Source organism: Paenibacillus sp. FSL L8-0158, from assembly GCF_038592965.1.
In the GTDB taxonomy this organism is placed as follows: domain Bacteria; phylum Bacillota; class Bacilli; order Paenibacillales; family Paenibacillaceae; genus Paenibacillus; species Paenibacillus polymyxa_D.
This window is the reverse complement of record NZ_CP151949.1, coordinates 5,707,519-5,724,933: the sequence shown is the minus strand read 5'-3', so window position 1 is coordinate 5,724,933 and position 17,415 is coordinate 5,707,519. Positions and strand designations below refer to the sequence as shown.

At 44.4% G+C, this 17,415-nt stretch carries 14 protein-coding genes; 5 read left to right on the top strand and 9 right to left on the bottom strand.

What is annotated here, in order from left to right; translation table 11 throughout:
- Positions 1-62: 62 nt before the first annotated feature.
- Genes NSQ68_RS25400 through NSQ68_RS25390 form a run of 3 tightly spaced genes read right to left on the bottom strand, consistent with a single transcriptional unit; the run spans position 63 to position 3,698 of the window.
- Positions 63-1,409, bottom strand: coding sequence for a GntP family permease (locus NSQ68_RS25400; protein WP_023991059.1), 1,347 nt, complete (start codon positions 1,407-1,409; stop codon positions 63-65).
- 26 nt (positions 1,410-1,435) lie between these two features.
- Positions 1,436-2,974 (bottom strand): gluconokinase, encoded by a 1,539-nt coding sequence (gntK, locus tag NSQ68_RS25395; protein WP_342427559.1) that lies wholly within the window; start codon positions 2,972-2,974, stop codon positions 1,436-1,438.
- Entirely contained in the window at positions 2,967-3,698 is a 732-nt protein-coding gene (locus tag NSQ68_RS25390; RefSeq protein WP_053326458.1) for a GntR family transcriptional regulator, read from the bottom strand. Before NSQ68_RS25390 ends, gntK begins: the two co-directional genes overlap by 8 nt.
- 316 nt (positions 3,699-4,014) lie before the next feature.
- On the opposite strand from NSQ68_RS25390, the gene NSQ68_RS25385 reads away from it, so the two are divergent.
- Positions 4,015-5,310, top strand: coding sequence for an SLC13 family permease (locus NSQ68_RS25385; RefSeq protein ID WP_342427558.1), 1,296 nt, complete (start codon positions 4,015-4,017; stop codon positions 5,308-5,310).
- 21 nt (positions 5,311-5,331) lie between these two features.
- Positions 5,332-6,477: a glycerate kinase gene (locus NSQ68_RS25380; RefSeq protein ID WP_342427557.1), complete on the top strand. Its 1,146-nt coding sequence runs from the start codon at positions 5,332-5,334 to the stop codon at positions 6,475-6,477.
- Between the two features lie 171 nt (positions 6,478-6,648).
- Here the strand turns inward: NSQ68_RS25380 and NSQ68_RS25375 are convergent, their stop codons facing one another.
- On the bottom strand, positions 6,649-7,689 hold the full coding sequence (locus NSQ68_RS25375; RefSeq protein WP_307350725.1) for a sugar diacid recognition domain-containing protein: 1,041 nt from the start codon (positions 7,687-7,689) through the stop codon (positions 6,649-6,651).
- A gap of 306 nt (positions 7,690-7,995) precedes the next feature.
- Positions 7,996-9,024: an RDD family protein gene (locus tag NSQ68_RS25370; protein ID WP_342429167.1), complete on the bottom strand. Its 1,029-nt coding sequence runs from the start codon at positions 9,022-9,024 to the stop codon at positions 7,996-7,998.
- A gap of 312 nt (positions 9,025-9,336) precedes the next feature.
- On the opposite strand from NSQ68_RS25370, the gene NSQ68_RS25365 reads away from it, so the two are divergent.
- Positions 9,337-9,894 carry a GNAT family protein gene (locus NSQ68_RS25365; protein WP_342429166.1) on the top strand — a complete coding sequence of 186 codons (558 nt, stop codon included), beginning with the start codon at positions 9,337-9,339 and terminating at the stop codon, positions 9,892-9,894.
- A 48-nt stretch (positions 9,895-9,942) separates the two neighbouring features.
- On the opposite strand, the gene NSQ68_RS25360 is transcribed toward NSQ68_RS25365, so the two are convergent.
- The 3 genes from NSQ68_RS25360 to NSQ68_RS25350 form a co-directional block, all read right to left on the bottom strand.
- On the bottom strand, positions 9,943-10,815 hold the full coding sequence (locus NSQ68_RS25360) for a GNAT family N-acetyltransferase (protein WP_342427556.1): 873 nt from the start codon (positions 10,813-10,815) through the stop codon (positions 9,943-9,945).
- Between the two features lie 91 nt (positions 10,816-10,906).
- Entirely contained in the window at positions 10,907-11,377 is a 471-nt protein-coding gene (locus NSQ68_RS25355; RefSeq protein WP_023991051.1) for a MerR family transcriptional regulator, read from the bottom strand.
- Complete coding sequence (locus NSQ68_RS25350) at positions 11,371-12,099, bottom strand: SDR family oxidoreductase (protein WP_342427555.1); 729 nt, start codon at positions 12,097-12,099, stop codon at positions 11,371-11,373. Before NSQ68_RS25350 ends, NSQ68_RS25355 begins: the two co-directional genes overlap by 7 nt.
- 150 nt (positions 12,100-12,249) lie before the next feature.
- Here NSQ68_RS25350 and NSQ68_RS25345 point away from each other — a divergent pair, with 150 nt between their 5' ends.
- On the top strand, positions 12,250-14,202 hold the full coding sequence (locus tag NSQ68_RS25345; RefSeq protein WP_342427554.1) for a BglG family transcription antiterminator: 1,953 nt from the start codon (positions 12,250-12,252) through the stop codon (positions 14,200-14,202).
- Between the two features lie 170 nt (positions 14,203-14,372).
- Entirely contained in the window at positions 14,373-16,379 is a 2,007-nt protein-coding gene (locus NSQ68_RS25340) for a PTS fructose transporter subunit IIABC (RefSeq protein WP_342427553.1), read from the top strand.
- 68 nt (positions 16,380-16,447) lie between these two features.
- Here the strand turns inward: NSQ68_RS25340 and NSQ68_RS25335 are convergent, their stop codons facing one another.
- Positions 16,448-17,362 (bottom strand): phosphatidate cytidylyltransferase, encoded by a 915-nt coding sequence (locus NSQ68_RS25335; RefSeq protein ID WP_342427552.1) that lies wholly within the window; start codon positions 17,360-17,362, stop codon positions 16,448-16,450.
- Positions 17,363-17,415: the final 53 nt, after the last annotated feature.

The window sequence follows — 17,415 nt, the reverse complement described above, 5'->3', positions numbered from 1 at the left end:
CTTATAAACTTAGAAGATTCTAAGAAAAATAAGTGGGGGATCTACCGCCCGGGAATCATGGTTTATACGAATAAACTTAGTACTAAAATAAATCCTAATCCGGCTACCGAAATGATGGTCTCGAGCAATGTCCATGTTGCAAATGTTTCTTTCATGCTTAAACCAAAATACTCTTTAAACATCCAGAAACCAGCATCGTTAACATGTGAAGCTATTAAACTACCCGCTCCCGTGGCAAGCACAACTAAAGCAAGATTAACGTCAGATTGTCCTAACATCGGGATAACTAAACCAGCGGTTGTTAAAGCTGCGACAGTTGCAGAACCTAAGGAAATACGTAATATTGCAGCGATGATCCAGGCAAGCAAGATGGGTGATAATGTAGTTCCATTGAATAATTCAGCTACATAGTCACCTACGCCGCCATTAATCAGTACTTGTTTGAAGGCGCCGCCACCCCCAATGATTAAGAGCATCATCCCAATATGAGTAATAGCAGTTGTACAAGATGCCATTACATTTTTGATTGGAATTTTCCTTGCTATTCCCATGGTGTAGACAGCTACCAGTAAGGAAATTAACATGGAAGTTGATGCATCACCAATAAAACGGATCGCTGCTAGTAAACTACTATCTTCAAATCCCATTGTTTTTTGAAGCAAAGTAATAACCGTAGCAATAGACATTAAAATAACAGGAAGCATTGCAGTAAATACACTGATACCAAATCCCGGAGTTTCCTCGGATTTAAATACTTTTTGTTCACCTAAAGAGGCAATATTACCCGTTTTCGTAAATGATGCAGGTACGAGTTTTTTGGCAAGCTTAGTAAATACAGGTCCGGCTAAAATAACAGTTGGAATGGCAATAATGAAACCGTAAAGTAAAACCTCACCAAGGTTCGCGCCATATTCACCAGCAATAACTGTTGGCCCTGGATGTGGAGGTAAGAAACCATGTGTTACGGATAAAGCTGCAACCATCGGAATACCGAGATATAAGATAGAAACCTTTAATTCTTTTGAAATGGCAAATATGATTGGAATTAACAATACTAATCCTACTTCAAAAAATAATGCCACACCGATAATGAATGAAGCAGCTACGACTGCCCATTGGATATTCTTTTCACCAAATTTGTCTACGAGGGTCATGGCAATTCGTTGAGCACCACCAGAATCAGCGATCAACTTACCCAACATCGCTCCAAGTCCAAAGATTAACGCTAAGTGACCAAGGGTTCCGCCTAATCCGGCTTCGATGGTTTTGACAATTTCCTCTAATGGCATTCCAAGTGCTAAAGCGACGCCGAACGATACAATGATTAATGAAATAAAGGTGTTCAATTTGAAACCCATTATTAAAACTAATAATGCTAAAATTCCAATCGCTACGATAACTAATGGCATTGTAATTACCCCCTGTTTTTATCTTTTTAGTGATTAATTAAGCTTCTTTGATAGTTGGAAATTCGTGTATAATCATCTTCTAATACTCTGGATAGGTTAATGAAAATCGGCAGCAATTTCCTATATTCCTTGGTTGCTTCTTTTTTTGGTGTATGTTTGTTGGTACTGCCAACCATTTCAGAAACGACTTCAAAGGACTGGATTTGTCCAGTGGCATACAGGCCTAATATACAAGCTCCTAGACAAGAACTTTCGTAGCTTTCTGGAACGACGACTTCAGATGCGAATATATCGGACATCATTTGCCGCCAAACAGCTGACCTTGCGAAGCCTCCAGTAGCTTGGATTCGGGTCACGGGACCGTCCATGCATTCAGTTAATGCCAAAAATACGGTGTACAAATTGTAAATGACTCCTTCCAAGGCTGAGCGTATCATATGTTCTTTCTTATGTGACATCGTTAAACCGAAGAATGAGCCACGTACGTCTGGATTCCATAATGGCGCACGTTCACCAGCGAGGTACGGATGGAATAACAATCCATCAGATCCTGGTCTTACACGTTCAGCAATCTTGGTTAGTACATCATATGGATCAATTCCTAGTCTTTTCGCTGTTTCTACTTCTGATGAGGCAAGTTCGTCACGGATCCAGCGAAGGACCATCCCGCCATTGTTCACCGGCCCCCCAATAACCCAGTGCTTTTCTGTTAAGGCATAACAAAATATTCTTCCCTTTTCGTCTGTTTGAGGCTTGTCTATAATGGTTCGAATAGCTCCGCTTGTCCCGATTGTGACGGCAACTTCGCCTTTTCGTATTGCATTTACACCTAGATTAGAAAGGACTCCATCGCTAGCTCCAATGACAAACGATGTTTGTGGATCGATCCCCATCTTTTTTGCTAAATCTGAATCACAGTTGGTAAATATCCTGGTTGTTGGCACGAGCTCAGATAATTGAGAAGGGGTTATACCAGCAATTTTTAATGCTTCTTCATCCCAATCTAATTTTTCTAGATTCATCATACCCATGGCAGAAGCTAGGGAATAATCCACTACATATTGATCAAAGAACTTTTTAAAAATATATTCTTTAATTCCGATATACTTTTTAGCCTTGACAGCGGTTTCAGGAAGGTCATTCACAATCCAGGCTATTTTCGTTAAGGGTGACATGGGGTGAATGGGTGTTCCTGTTCGTTTATAGACTTCATGGCCATTCAGCTCATCTTTTATTTTATGTGCCCATGCTTCACTTCGATTATCTGCCCAAGTGATACAAGACGTAAGTGGGCGGTCATTTTCATCCATCGCAATGACACTATGCATGGCACTGCTAAATGAAACAAACGATAGCTTTTTTTGTGAGTGATGTTTCATTATATTCGAAGTGGCTTGCAGGACAGCCTGAAAAATCTCTTCTGGGTTTTGTTCAGCTGTCGCTATATCTGGTGTATAAAGCGGGTATCCAATATTCTCTTGTTGGATGACTTCGCCTTTTTCGCTAAATAGAACGGCTTTCGTACTTGTGGTTCCGATATCTATACCTAACATATAGTTAGTCATTTTGTTGCACGACTCCTTTAGATAGCATTTGTTGTGACATCCATAGGTCTTCTACTTTACCTTGAACATCATCAAAGTTTTCATGTAAAGACTTGATCATGAGGTCTCTATCTTTTACTTTGATTGCTTCAATATAAAGTTCGTGATTGTTTATAATCCTTGTAAAATCTTCATACTTTTCAGTGAAACGCATACGCATCGACAAAAGAATGAGACTTTCCATAACAGGCTTTAAATTATTCCAGATCATCAGAATATGTGAATGATTGACTGCACGAATAATCGTTTCATGGAACAAGACATCTTGATATGAAAACTCATCAGCATCACTATATTTGACGGCGACTTTCATCATTTCGAGAATTTTACTAAGTTCCTTCGCCAAATCATTAGTGTCCATCTTTACAAGACGTTCAAATACGAAGGATTCTATGAGCAGACGGACATCATAAATTTCTTCTATTTCTTTTTCTGATAAACCAATAACAACGGCTCCCATTCTTTCTAATCGAATGATATTTTCGGATGCCAGTATTTTTAACGCTTCACGAATGGGTGAGCGACTTACAGTGAAATCAGCAGCTAGTTTATTTTCAGATAATATGGTACCGCTTTCAATCCCGCCAGAAATAATGCGCATTCTAAGCTCGGATGTTACGCGATCACCAGCAGAGGCTTTTAAAAGCCATTTGGAGGGATATAGGAATTCTGATTCGACCATCATTTCACCTTCTCAATTAATCAAGTATACTTGTATACAGGTATTATAATCTGAAATTTTAAATTTGCAAGCGTATACATTAAATTGTTTTGTAACGCCTCGATACATAAAATGAAAATTGCATATTAAGACATAGATCCTGTTCGGATCTTCTCATATATAATGCTAGACTTTATACTGGTTTCATCTATAGGTTCCAATTGAAGTTCGGATTTATTGTTCAAATGCACAATCAATTTCGTCTGTTCTTCAATATTTTTAACGTGCGGCAATCGATATAATGAAAGCGTAATCAAAAATTGCCCGGGGGGTTAGACAGATGGAAGGATTGACGATCAGTTGGATAGGAGCTCTGGCAGGGCTGGCTATTGCAATTATTCTGATATTAAGAAAGCTGAATCCGGTTTACGCTTTGTTTTTGGGAGCTATTGTAGGCGCTTTATTGGGCGGAGCCAATTTGGAACAGACGATCAGCGTGTTAATAAGCGGTACGCAAAGTGTGATGGGGACGGTCATTCGTGTGCTTGCCGCAGGTGTATTGGCAGGTGTAATGATGGAATCCGGGGCAGCGGAGACGATTGCGCAGGCTATTGTAAAGAAGTTCGGCGGCAGTAAAGCGATACTCGCACTAGCCTTGGCGACGATGATTATTACGGCGGTAGGTGTATTTATTCCCGTTGCCGTGTTGATTGTGGCACCTATTGCATTGTCGGTCGGTAACAAAATGGGGATTTCCAAGCTGGCGCTCCTGTTGGCTTTGTCTGGAGGCGGAAAAGCGGGGAACATCATCTCTCCCAATCCTAATACGATTGCAGCGGCGCGCGGATTTAATCTGGATTTAAGCCACGTGATGTTGGCGGGTGTGGTTCCTGCGATATGTGGTTTAATTATGACTGTTTTGGTGGCGTCTATGTTGAAAACCAAAGGTGTGAAGGTGTCCGATCAGGATATCATGGACAGTGATGTCGATACATCGAAATACCCGGCGTTGGGACGGGCGATTGTAGCCCCGCTGGTAGCTGTTATTTTGCTGATGATTAACCCGATTGGTTCCATCTCTGGTATTGAAGCACTTTCGAATTTCAAGGTGGATGCGATGTACATTTTGCCGATCGCTGGGATGGTGGGTATGCTGGCCATGGGACAAGGGCGCAATATCCTGAAGTATTCGGCCTCCGGTCTGAATAAAATGACGGCGACCGTGCTGATTTTGATCGGTGCAGGCGGGATTGCGGGTCTGATCTCTGCCTCCAATTTGTCTGCTCAGGTGGTTGGTCTGATTGAAGCTTCGGGAGTTTCCGGTACATTTTTGGCACCGCTTGCAGGTATTCTGATGGCAGCTGCCACGGCGTCCACCTCGACGGGGGTTATTTTGGCGACAGGCTCGTTTGGGGAAGCCATTCTGAACATGGGTACAGCCCCGCTCGCTGCAGCTGTGATGGTGCATACAGGAGCTACAGTCATTGATTCCTTGCCGCAGGGCAACTATTTTCACGTCACGGCAGACAGCATGAAAATGAGCATTAAACAACGGATGGGCTTGATTCCTTACGAAGCTATTGTGGGTGGAACGATGGCAATTGTAGCGACAATCATGTATGGATTTTTACTTTAATATTCACGATGGGGTGAGAAGATGAGAGAGAAAACATTTGTGCTGGCACCAGATTCTTTTAAAGAAAGCATGACGGCTAAAGAAGTGTGTATCGCGATGGAGAAAGGACTGCGCAAGGTCTATCCGGCGGCGAATTATGTCCACGTACCGATGGCGGACGGCGGTGAAGGAACGGCGCAGTCACTGGTGGATGCGACAGGCGGGCAGATTCGTTATATCGAGGTGACAGGACCGCTTGGAGAACCTGTAACTGCTGCATACGGCTTGCTGGGAGACGGCACCACGGCGGCAATCGAGATGGCATCTGCTAGTGGAATCCATCTGGTTAACAAGGATAACAAAAACCCGTTAAAGACAACAACCTACGGCACAGGGGAGTTAATCCGTGAATGTCTGAACCAGGGAATTCGAAAAATTATCATCGGCATTGGTGGAAGCGCAACGAATGATGGCGGTACAGGAATGGCGGAAGCGCTGGGCGCTAGATTTTTGGATGCAACAGGCAATACTCTTCCGCGCGGCGGCGGTAGTCTGGGCGAGCTGGCCAGTGTTGATATTTCATCACTGGATGACCGCTTGCAGCAGGTACAACTGATTGTAGCCTGTGATGTGACAAATCCGCTGTGCGGAGAGCATGGGGCCTCTCAAGTATTCGGGCCACAAAAAGGGGCAACCCCGGAGATGGTGCAGCAATTGGATGCCAATCTTGCCCATTACGCCGATGTGGTGAAGCAGCAGCTGGGCAAGGATGTGCGCGATCTCCCAGGTGCAGGCGCAGCAGGTGGATTGGGTGCGGGCTTATTGATTTTCACTCAGGCGGCGCTGCAAAAAGGCATTGAAATTGTGATTGAATACACCGGTTTAAAACAAAAGCTTGCCACTGCCGATATCGTTTTGACGGGGGAAGGCGGTATTGATTTTCAGACTAAATTCGGTAAAACTCCTTATGGAGTAGCTCAGGCTGCGAAACAGTCTGGCAAAAAGGTTATTGCGGTTGCAGGTTATATCGGGGAAGGGATCGACACGTTGTACAAGGAAGGAATAGATGCGGTGTTCGGCATCGTACCGGGAGCCTCGGAGCTCGGTAAGCTGCTGGCCGAAGGGCCGCAAAATGTAGAGCGTACGTGCGAGAATATCGCAAGAGTACTTCAATTCAGCGAGAAATGAACAGATGGAGAAGCGATTATAAACACAAAACGGCATAATACAGATACCATATTATACGAGCGCTCGCCTGTAGCCCCGCGTTTAGCCAAAGCCAGATTGACTGAGAGATTGGGAGTGACGGCGAGCGAAAATATGATATTACTGGCGCATGGTCTGACGTGATAAAGCTGTTCATTGATACAGTGCCAATAAGCCGTGCGTAAGCTCAAAAAGCTGAAGGAGATTCCGAGGATCTTTACCGGTTAAGGTATGGATGCGCTTCAGGCGGTATTGCAGCGTATTTCGGTGAATATTTAATTCATCTGCGGTAAAGGAGACACTGCCGTTATGGTTAATAAAGCTTCGCAGCGTATCCAGCAAATCCACGGTATCTTCCAGCTTGCTCACCAGATAGATCGTGTTCGTCAGGTTCGTTTGACTCAATTTGACCAGAAATTCGACTTCCGCAAAAGAAATTTTTTGCACAGGCGGGCGCAAAGCCAGTAAAACATTCATAGCTGACTTGGCTTGCATATAAACATCCGCAATGTTGTGCTCTTGTCTGCTGACCGTAATTAGCACATCGGGATGGCTGCGCACAAGTGGCTCTAACAGTTTGTCTGTCGGCTCCTGATTTTGCATCAGGATGAGATAGCAGTCTTCCTCCATACGAAAGGATGGATGCTGCATGAATATATTGGACAACTCAGCTAGATGAGCTGGATCAGCAGGCAGATACTTAACGTATACAGCCGTAGTTTTTAGAAGCAAATCAATGTGATATTGAGCTGCTTCTTTTTTTATTTTTTGCGTGTAGGCTCCTTGATGATTCAATAACATTTCCAGCACAGATTTTTTGCGATTGGCTTCATAGGCCAGATGCTCCAATGAGATCCGCTGTTCAATCAGGAGAGATACTGTAGTTTTAACAATATTGCAAAAAGGACGCACTTCATCGGGATTGCCTGAAATACCAATCACGCCAACTAACTCATGATGAATGACAATCGGTTCATTGGTTCCCTTTTTCTCATAGTGCCCGTCCTGCCACACTTCAATCATTTTCCCGGTTTCGAGCGCCTGAACAGCTCCTTGGTGAATGGTTCCGATTCGTTCACTCTCGCCGCTGCCAATGATGATGCCTCGTTCATTCATAATATTGATATTGTATGGAATATCCTTCATCATTTTGTCTACGATGTCTTGGGCTTGTTTTTCGGAGAGCTGAAACAAATCCGGATTCCTCCTTTATCTATATCTATCGTGATATAGTGTACCTTAATGTACTACCTTTATGAAAGGGTTTCCAATTTGTTGTGCATCTGAACAATATAATAAGGCAGGTCGCCGAGCATGTCAGTCAATTTTATCATAGATGTGAAAATGCAGCGTATTATGATAATCCATTAGACGATGTTATATATTTTAGTATTGAGTTGTAATCTATGGAGGAGAGTATAGTTGTACGCAAAAAAAAAACAGGGCTCTGAGGAGCACCTGCTTTTGTGTCTATCCTTTTTATTGCCAGCCACACGCTGATTAATGAAGAACCTCGCGGAAGCTATAGATAATGTCGTGCAATTCTTTCTTTAAACGGCCGTCTTTAGACGCTGGTGCATATCCTAGCACCTGGTAGTAATTCTTTTCGGTCTCTATAATTGCTACATGGGTGATATATTTATCCACATCTTTTTTGCCTTTAATCGCGAACTCAAGGGCAGGATATCCATGAATGGTTGTGTTAGAGACAGGTCCTACACTAGACAGGTTCCACTCTTTGGTTAAGTTATTTTCAGCTTTCTTACCATACTGTTGGAGAGTTATATTGCCCAATTGCTTTTTCGAGTGGGATAGTACCACAACGGACTTTTGAATGTACGGATTAAATATCGCAATCTCTGCTTTTCCTTCACGGTCCGGGTCTGTTGACCAGTCTAGTGGGGCCGTGATTTGAAATCGTCCATCTTTACTCACATAGCTTTGCTCTTTCTTGCTCACCGGAGCTTCAGAAGGCACGTAATTGTTTGCCAGTATAAAAATAGCATTTACAAACGAGGCTCCCAAGATCACCATGGCGGTAAAAAATATAAACAGCGAACGTCTCATTGTCTTTTTGCTAATCGGCTCTAAATCCCGTACCTTTACAACATATGTACCTGCAGCTAAATCACCAATTCGTTGTCTTGATGCAGTTACTAACACGCTGATGCCAGCAGGTATCCCACCCATTAGCAACGGATTGGTGTCGATTATCCTGAGCAGCGTACGAATGAGTGATTTAAGAAAACCAGGAGGCTTACCTTCTCCGTTAACCACCTTAATACGAAAGACGAACTTACCCAGCGTATAGCCTGTGTAACCTTCCAAAAGCAAATAATAGCTGAAGAAAGCAATAAGCAGAATACAACGGGATGCAATCGCTAAAGGCAAAAACCATCTATCCGTTATTTGAATGACTGAAATAAAAAAACAAATATACCCAAGATAAAAAAATATGCAATCAAAAACCGTTGCTCCCCACCGTCTAAACAGAGTAGAATTCCCGTACGTTTTTGATATTTCGGCCATCCTGTTGGTGTCTGCCCCATAATTTTGACCATGCCGAATGTACATCTGTCTTGAAGTTTCCTGCGGATTGTGTGATACGTGCTGTTCGTCCAAAAAATACACCTCTTCTTAATAATTAAAAACACACTCCTTATATTAACGGTCATTTTATAATCCATGTTTAGGAAAACATTCTATAAACAAAGAAATTATTATAAATATCCCTTCCTCTCATTTCCTCTATAATTGGAAGAAGAAAGTAACGATAGACTCAGGAGGATAGGTATGCAAGAAAAGGTGACAAAAGTGAACAAGGCGGCAAGAGGTGAGAATGTGAAAGGCGAGTTTCCGGTTATAACGACCGAACGTCTCGTATTACGAAAAATGGTGGCGACGGACAGCAAGGACATGTTGGAATACTTTTCAGATGAGCAGGTTATGAAGTTTTATGGACTGAGCCCGTTTGAGTCTGAACAGGAGGCACTGGATGAGATCAGTTGGTATGATCGGATTTTTGAGACAGATCAGGGAATACGCTGGGCTCTTCAAACGAAGGAAGGTAAAATCATCGGTTCTTGCGGATTTCATAACTGGGATCAACATCATCACCGGGCAGAAATAGGCTATGAATTGTCCAGAGACTATTGGGGCCGAGGGTTAATGTCGGAGGTACTTGCAGCTGTAATCGACTATGGGTTTAATACCCTCTCATTGAACCGCATTCAGGCGCTAGTAGAGCCAGAGAATGCACAATCCCTGCGTTTGCTTGAAAAAGCCGGCTTTCGTCAGGAAGGGCTCCTCGCCCAATATGAGTTTACGTCCGGGAAATATGATGATCTTTACATGTGCGCATTGGTCAAATCAGAGTATATCAATCGTTCTCAGAAATGATAGATGTAGGTGAATCAAACGGGGGAGCATGGATAGGGAGAAGGTTGATCATTGTACAACATGATCGACCTTCAGCGGCATACACATTTCATATTGCTCAATGGGTTCTTTCGAGAGACCTATTTTTTGGATAAAGCCTTCAAGAGAGTCATTGTCAGACAGACAGATGTGCACCTTCTCAATCTTTTGGATCTCTGCTGCTCTATGAAGGAGGGCGCATCCTAATCCTTGGTTGCGATGCTTAGGATCGACCCAAAGAAAGTTGATTTTACCCTTAGCACTCATGCTCACCATGCCGAGGCACGTTTGATTTACTTCGTAGATGCCGAGAAAAGCTTCCTGTGTACTGGTGGCGTAATAAGGTGTGTCACTTTGCCAATGGATGTGGCGGTCGATGAGGGTTTTACGAAAATCTGCGACATCGTCAAACATAAGCTCTTTAACTATGTACGATGATGAGGGAGCGGGACAGACCGATGGGACAGTACCGTTGTAGTATTTTAGCGTATAGCGTACCTCATAGCCGTGATTTTTATAGAACTGGACAGCCCGATGATTATCCGTAATGACTTCGAGCCATAGCTGCTGACAGCTCTCGGAGATAGCCGTTTGTTTATGCAAATCCAGTAGCTTGTTGCTAATACCCTGACCACGGTAAGTCGGAGCGATGCACAGCGTGCCACAACGCATGGTCTTGTACCCGTCAAACTGCCGAATACCGCCGAGAATTAAGCCGATTGGCTGATCTTCATCCATGGCAAGGAAAGAGTGGTTTCGTGAATTACCCTCTGGACCGAAAAAACGTGCTGCGAAATCGTCCTGTTCCGTGGTCAGGCGAATGGAATAATCCGAGAACCCAAGCGAAAATGCCTGAAAAATGTGTTCCATGCTGACGTCATTGCAACTCATATAGGTGATCACTGTTATTGCCCCCTAGAAATTCATGCTATATTTGGATTATAGGGAATTAAGAGGGTTCGATCAATCTCTCACTGAAAATGAAAATAACCCCTTAAAAAAGGGGATTGGTGCTGGGTGTTGTAGGGTTACAATTCGTGTCGCTAAGATCAGGATTGGTAGAGAGGTCGCGATAATGGTTGAGCTTATATTCAATAATTTTTTGGGTTTCCATAAGTCTGGAGATTTCTTGTTGAATCTTCTGATTATGTTTTTCAAGTAAGGAGTGTCTAATCGGAATGGTGCTGTTGCCTTGCATCGAAAGTTCTCGATAATGCTTCATTTCCTCTATGGTCATTCCAGTGGCTTTTAATCGGGTTAGAAAGATAATCCCCAGAATCTGATCTCTACTGTAGAACCTGTGTCCGTTAGCCTTTCGTTCTGCATAAGGCAGCAAGCCAATTCGCTCATAATAGCGTATAGTATCCTCTGTTAAACCTGTTAGCTCTGCAGCTTGACTAATAGAGGTTATGGTCTCCGGAATTTCCTGCAAAGTATCCCACTCCTTAATTGTAACGATTACCAAGGAACTTCTCCATTCGAGTCGAAAAACCCTCCTGACGGCCCGTCATTATTTAAAGTGGCTAAACGAACAACGACAGCAGCAGCTTGTTGTACCGAACCCGGTCCTGTAAAGCCATTTAAGTCAGTGGCGGTAAAGCCAGGATCAGCCGAATTAACTTTGAGAGGTGAGTCTTTAAGTTCCTTGGCAAGGGTGACGGTGAACATATTAACCGCTGCTTTGCTGCTATTGTAGGCAAGCAAATTAAATTGGGCATGCTCGTGCTCAGGATCGCTATTATAGGTTAACGAACCAAGGCCACTCGACAAGTTAACGATTCTACCGCATGGAGATTCTTGCAATAAAGGCAGCATGGCTTGCGTCACGGCGACCAAACCGAAAAAGTTTGTTTCATACGTTTCTCTTAAATCGCCCAAAGAGAACTGACTTGGAGGAGTGGCTCCTCCCAAAGATATGCCAGCGTTGTTAATTAGTACATCAAGGGAACCGAATTCTTGTTTGATCTGATGGACTGCGGAATCAATCGTACTTTGGCTCGTCACGTCTAACAAAATCAATCGGGCTTCTACTCCCTCATTAGCCAACTTAGCCACCGCTTCCCGGCCGCTCTGCTCATTCCGTGAGCCAATCAGGATTGTAAAACCCATACCTCCCAATTGTCTGGCTGTTTCATACCCGATGCCTTTGTTGGCCCCAGTAATAAGAACTGTTTTTCCAATAGTCATGAGCGATTCCTCTTTTCATTATTCTTATATTTGGCGGCCACCATGCTTTAAATGTACTACTTGGAGTATACTTAAAGTCAACACAAAATCAGCAAAAATATAGCCCGAAATGCCCTAGACATTCTTTATTTTGGAAGATAGGAGAATGGAATGAATAAAAGGCAAATGGAAATTTTACGCATGTTGTTAACTGAACCGGACCGGTTGTGGTTAGCGCAGGATCTGGCGGATCTGACCGACTGCTCTGAAAAGACGATCCGCAACGATCTGAAAGTAATTGAAGATTATATCGTCAAGCATTCTGATGCCAATCTGGTGAGAAGGCCGGGGCGCGGTATTTATTTGGAGATGGGTAAAGCGGATCAGAATGAATTGTTCCATCGACTGTATGCGGATGGGAGTACAGCCCAACATGAGTCGGATGAGGAAAGGGTGCTGCACCTCGCCTATCGGCTCTTGATGAATGCCAAGCCTGTGACCATCCAGGATCTAGCTTCACAGTATTATGTGAACAAGACGGTGATCCGTAGAGATATGGAGAAGATTGACGGCTGGCTGCACAGCTTTGATCTAGCCTTGATTACCAAGCAGCGCGTAGGCTTGACCATTCAAGGCTCTGAGAAAAATAAGCGCATCGCTTTGGCGCGGATGAACCAGCTGATTGACAGTCCTGAGTTAACAGGACAGATGATGCGTAAACAGTTTGAATCGCACGAGATTACAACTATAAATCATGAATTAAAAGCATTTCAAAAACGCCATGAGCTCAGCTTTACTGACGAAGCTTTCGAAGCTCTAATGCTGCATATCCTCTTAATGGTCAAACGAACGAAGCTGGGACAACCCATTTCGCTCTCCAAGCAGGACATTGTCTTTTTGCAGGAGAGACGCGAATTTACATGGGCTACGTTTTTTTTGCAGCAGTTGCAAAAGTTGTTTGCCGTGCCTTTTTCCAAGGAAGAGACGGCGTATTTAACTCTGCATCTGCTTAGCGGGAAGTTCCGTTACCAGCAGGAGGAAAGAAGGGGAAGACAAGGCGAGCTGGCAGATAGCCACCCGCTTTTGCCTGAGTTGATTGAGCAGTTAGTCCGGCGGATGTCCGAGCTGAACATGATTGCTTTTTCCAAGGACAAGATGTTGCTGAAAGGGTTGAATGTCCATTTATATACGACCCTGAACCGTCTTCAATATGGGTTGACCGTGTCCAATCCTATGCTGGCCGAGATCAAGAAGATGTACCCCTACATGTTCGACCGGGTTATTATTACACTGGAAGAGGTGGGGAAATGGATCCGACTATCCTTCCCCGAGGAGGAAGCGGCGTATTTAACGCTACATTTTCAGGCTTCTGTGGAGCGATTGCACCAGAAAGAGAGTCATCCCCAGAGAGCCATCATCGTGTGTCACATGGGCATTGGTATGTCCCAACTGCTGCGCACCAAGGTGGAACGTAAATTTCCGGCTGTACATGTGGAGACAACCCTTTCCAAAGCAGAAGTTCAGGACTATCTGGCAGCCCAGGAGGTGGATCTCGTCATTACCACTGTAGATCTCCCAGAGATGAACATTCCGCACATTCTTGTCTCTCCCTTGTTGGATGCCAAGGACGAGCGTCGATTGGAGCAAGTGATCCGACGACTGGATGAGCCGGAACATAGGGCGGCAGACGAATCTGTATTTTTTAAATATACAACACCTTTTTTGGTCTTTCCTCAGCAGGAAGTGCAGCATCCGGAACAGTTGATCTCCAAGCTGGCGCAAATACTGGAGGACAAAGGATATGTGGAGCCCGGTTATGTGGACAGCGTACTGGCGCGAGAAAAAATGTCGGCTACGACGATTGGGGGAGGCATAGCCATCCCGCATGGCGGTTCTGAGTGGATAAGGCAGTCCTCCATTGTAATCGCTACCTTGAAGCAGCCGCTTACCTGGGGGACCGAGAAAGTAGAGCTTGTGTTCTTGCTTGCGGTTAAACAGGATGGGCGGGAAGAAATGCGCCAGTTATTCAAGGAATTGTCCCTGATCAGTGAGCAACCTGCTTTGGTTCATGCCTTATCTAAGGAGACTGATGCGATGAGATTATTAGGGAAAATGAAGGGATAAACTAAAATCAAAAAGCTGTGATCTGGAGCAGGACTTATAGATAAGTCCTGTTTTTTGTCGGTATAATTCCGTTTTTCCGAAAGTTCCGGTAAAAAGTTCGTCCGATAACAGCAGGATAGGCGTTTATACTATCAATGTAAGCGGAAACATCAGAGAGAAGGGGAATGACTATGAAGATATTGGCGATTACCTCATGTCCTAACGGAATTGCACATACGTATATGGCAGCTGAGAATCTGCAAAAGGCAGCAGCAAAGCTGGGCATCGAGATGAAGGTCGAGACACAAGGCTCCATTGGAGTCGAAAATCAACTGACCGAGCAGGAGATCCGTGAGGCAGATGGCATTATTATTGCAGCGGATAAAACGGTGGTTAAAGACCGTTTCGTCGGTAAAAAACTGCTGGTCGTTGGCGTACAGGATGGCATTCGCCGTCCGGAAGAATTGATCCAGCGGGTAATGAAGGGTAATGTACCTGTGTACCAAGCAGAGTCACGTTCTGCTGAAAGTAGCTCACAGGAGAACAAACCGAAACAAAATCCCATCTACCGCCACTTGATGAACGGTGTATCCTATATGGTACCCTTCATTGTCATTGGGGGATTGCTCATTGCCATTGCGTTGACGATTGGCGGTGAGAAGACACCAGGCGGTCTGGTTATACCGGACGGTTCTTTCTGGAAGACGGTTCAGAATATCGGTTCGGCTTCGTTTACCTTTATGATACCGATCCTCGCCGGATTTATCGCGATGAGCATTGCGGATAGACCGGGGCTTGCACCGGGTATGATTGGCGGATTCATTGCTGCGAACGGCAGCTTTTATGGAAGTGAGGCGGGGGCTGGATTTATCGGCGGCATTATCGCTGGTTTCCTGGCGGGTTATGTTGCACTTGGGATTCGGAAAATTAAAGTTGGCCGAGCATTACAGCCGATTATGCCTATTATTATTATCCCCGTATTGGCATCTTTAATTGTTGGATTAATCTTTGTCTTTGTGATTGGTGCTCCAGTCGCACAACTGTTTGAAGCTTTAACGGGTTGGCTTGCAGGTATGCAAGGTACAAGTTCAATTCTACTGGCATTAATTCTAGGTGCGATGATCTCCTTTGATATGGGTGGCCCTGTGAACAAAGTTGCATTCTTATTCGGTTCGGCCATGATTGGCGAAGGGAATTATGAAATTATGGGCCCGATCGCCGTTGCGATTTGTATCCCGCCAATTGGGATGGGACTTGCAGCGATGCTCAACAAACGTAAATTTGCACCTGCAGAACGTGAGGCTGGGAAGGCAACATTTACGATGGGGTTATTCGGTATTACCGAAGGTGCGATTCCATTCGCAGCGCAAGATCCACTACGTGTTATTCCCAGTATCATGGTAGGGTCCATGGTCGGTTCTGTCATCGCCATGTTGGGAAATGTAGGTGATAAGGTAGCTCATGGTGGCCCGATTGTAGCTGTACTTGGTGCAGTGGACCATGTGCTTATGTTCTTCATTGCCGTTATTGTCGGCGTAGCCGTATCGGTTGTCCTGGTGAGCTTGCTGAAAAAAGATATTGCAGCAACTGTAACTCCAGATGCTGCTGGGGAAGCGATGCCTGGACATTCTACCGCAGGAGCTGGACAATCTGCGATTACTACAACGGCCGCTGCGGAGTCATCTGCTTCAACAACTGTCACAAATAACGGGCCAGCCGTATCTCCGCAAGCTGTTCACATTGAGAAACTGACGGATATTGTAACGATGGATCTGATTAATTTGGATCTGGAAGGAACGACACGAGATGCTGTGGTTGATGAAATGATCGGAGCACTTGAGAGAAATGGAGCCGTAAGCTCTGCCCGTGATTTCAAACAGGCGATATTAGCCAGGGAGGAAGAAGGCTCCACAGGCATTGGAATGAATATTGCCATTCCTCATGGCAAATCGGAAGCTGTCCTGAAGCCAAGCGTGGTCTTTGGCATCAAGCAGGGCGGTGTTGATTGGAATAGTGCAGACGGAAGTGAGGCAAAACTGATCTTCATGATTGCCGTACCGCGCAACAGCAAGGAAAATGCGCATCTGAAAGTGCTGCAAATGTTGTCGCGTAAGCTGATGGACGATCATTTCAGAGAGGCGCTTCTGGCAGTTACTACGAAGGAAGAAGCATATCAATTGCTGGATCAGGTGCATTAATTTAAATGCGATAAGAACTTAAATCAAAAAAAAGAGGCTCCCGAAGTTTCAGCTGGGAGCCTCTATCGCTACATAAAGTCAAAAAAATAACGGATTACATGAAAAAAGACGGGCGAGGTGTAGGTCAAGCTATCCACCTGACTTAAGTAGCTTTTTTTCAAAGCATCGAACTTGTCATCATCGCCGATTAATAAATCCCGCTTCAGCACGGAAACCGTTAAGCTGCCGAAGAAACCGCTCAAGCTGATCAGCATGCCGAAAATAATTCCAAATTTCAGGTCAAACGGCGTCAGGTAAGGATAGATGAGATAGGAAGCCGCTATAGTTACGGGAAAAGCGAATGCAAAGCCTTCCCAAGTTATATTGGGATTGGATGTCGGGACGATTTTCCGCTTTCCGAAATAAAGTGATGCTAGATAGTGTACGACATCATTGAGCTGCGTCAGTACCACTAGAAAAAGTACAAGTTTCGCTCCGTATTGCGGCGTAGCAAACTGAAAATAGGCCAGATGACTCAACCCGAAAACCATTAGCATGAGTCCCCACTGGGTCGAGCTGACACTGCGCAGAAAACCAACCGTTCCTTTGTTGATCAATCGCGGGAGCGGTAACAGCAGGAATACATAGATAGGGATAAAGACAATAAACATTCCGTACCACCCGATATAGATCCAATAAAATTGTACGGGAATCGCCAAGTATGCCCATAGAAACAATCTGCGATCAGCTTTTCTGGATCTAATCATGGAAAAGTATTCTTTTAGCGCAAAAAAGGTGAGTGCCATCAAGGAAAGCAGTGAAACGATCGGATTGAAAAGAGTTGCCAAGCAAAAGATAAAGAACATACCCCACCATGTCTTGATGCGAAGCCCAATAGCTGCATAGTCTTTGTCTGGCTGTGTTTTGACTACTACTATGTAAATTAGATGGATGACCAATAGGGCTGTAAAAATAAGGATTAACGTTAATAGCGAACTGTCCATTACCACTCACCAACTTATCGCGAAATAGGGTTCCATTAGGGTTCCTATGTTAT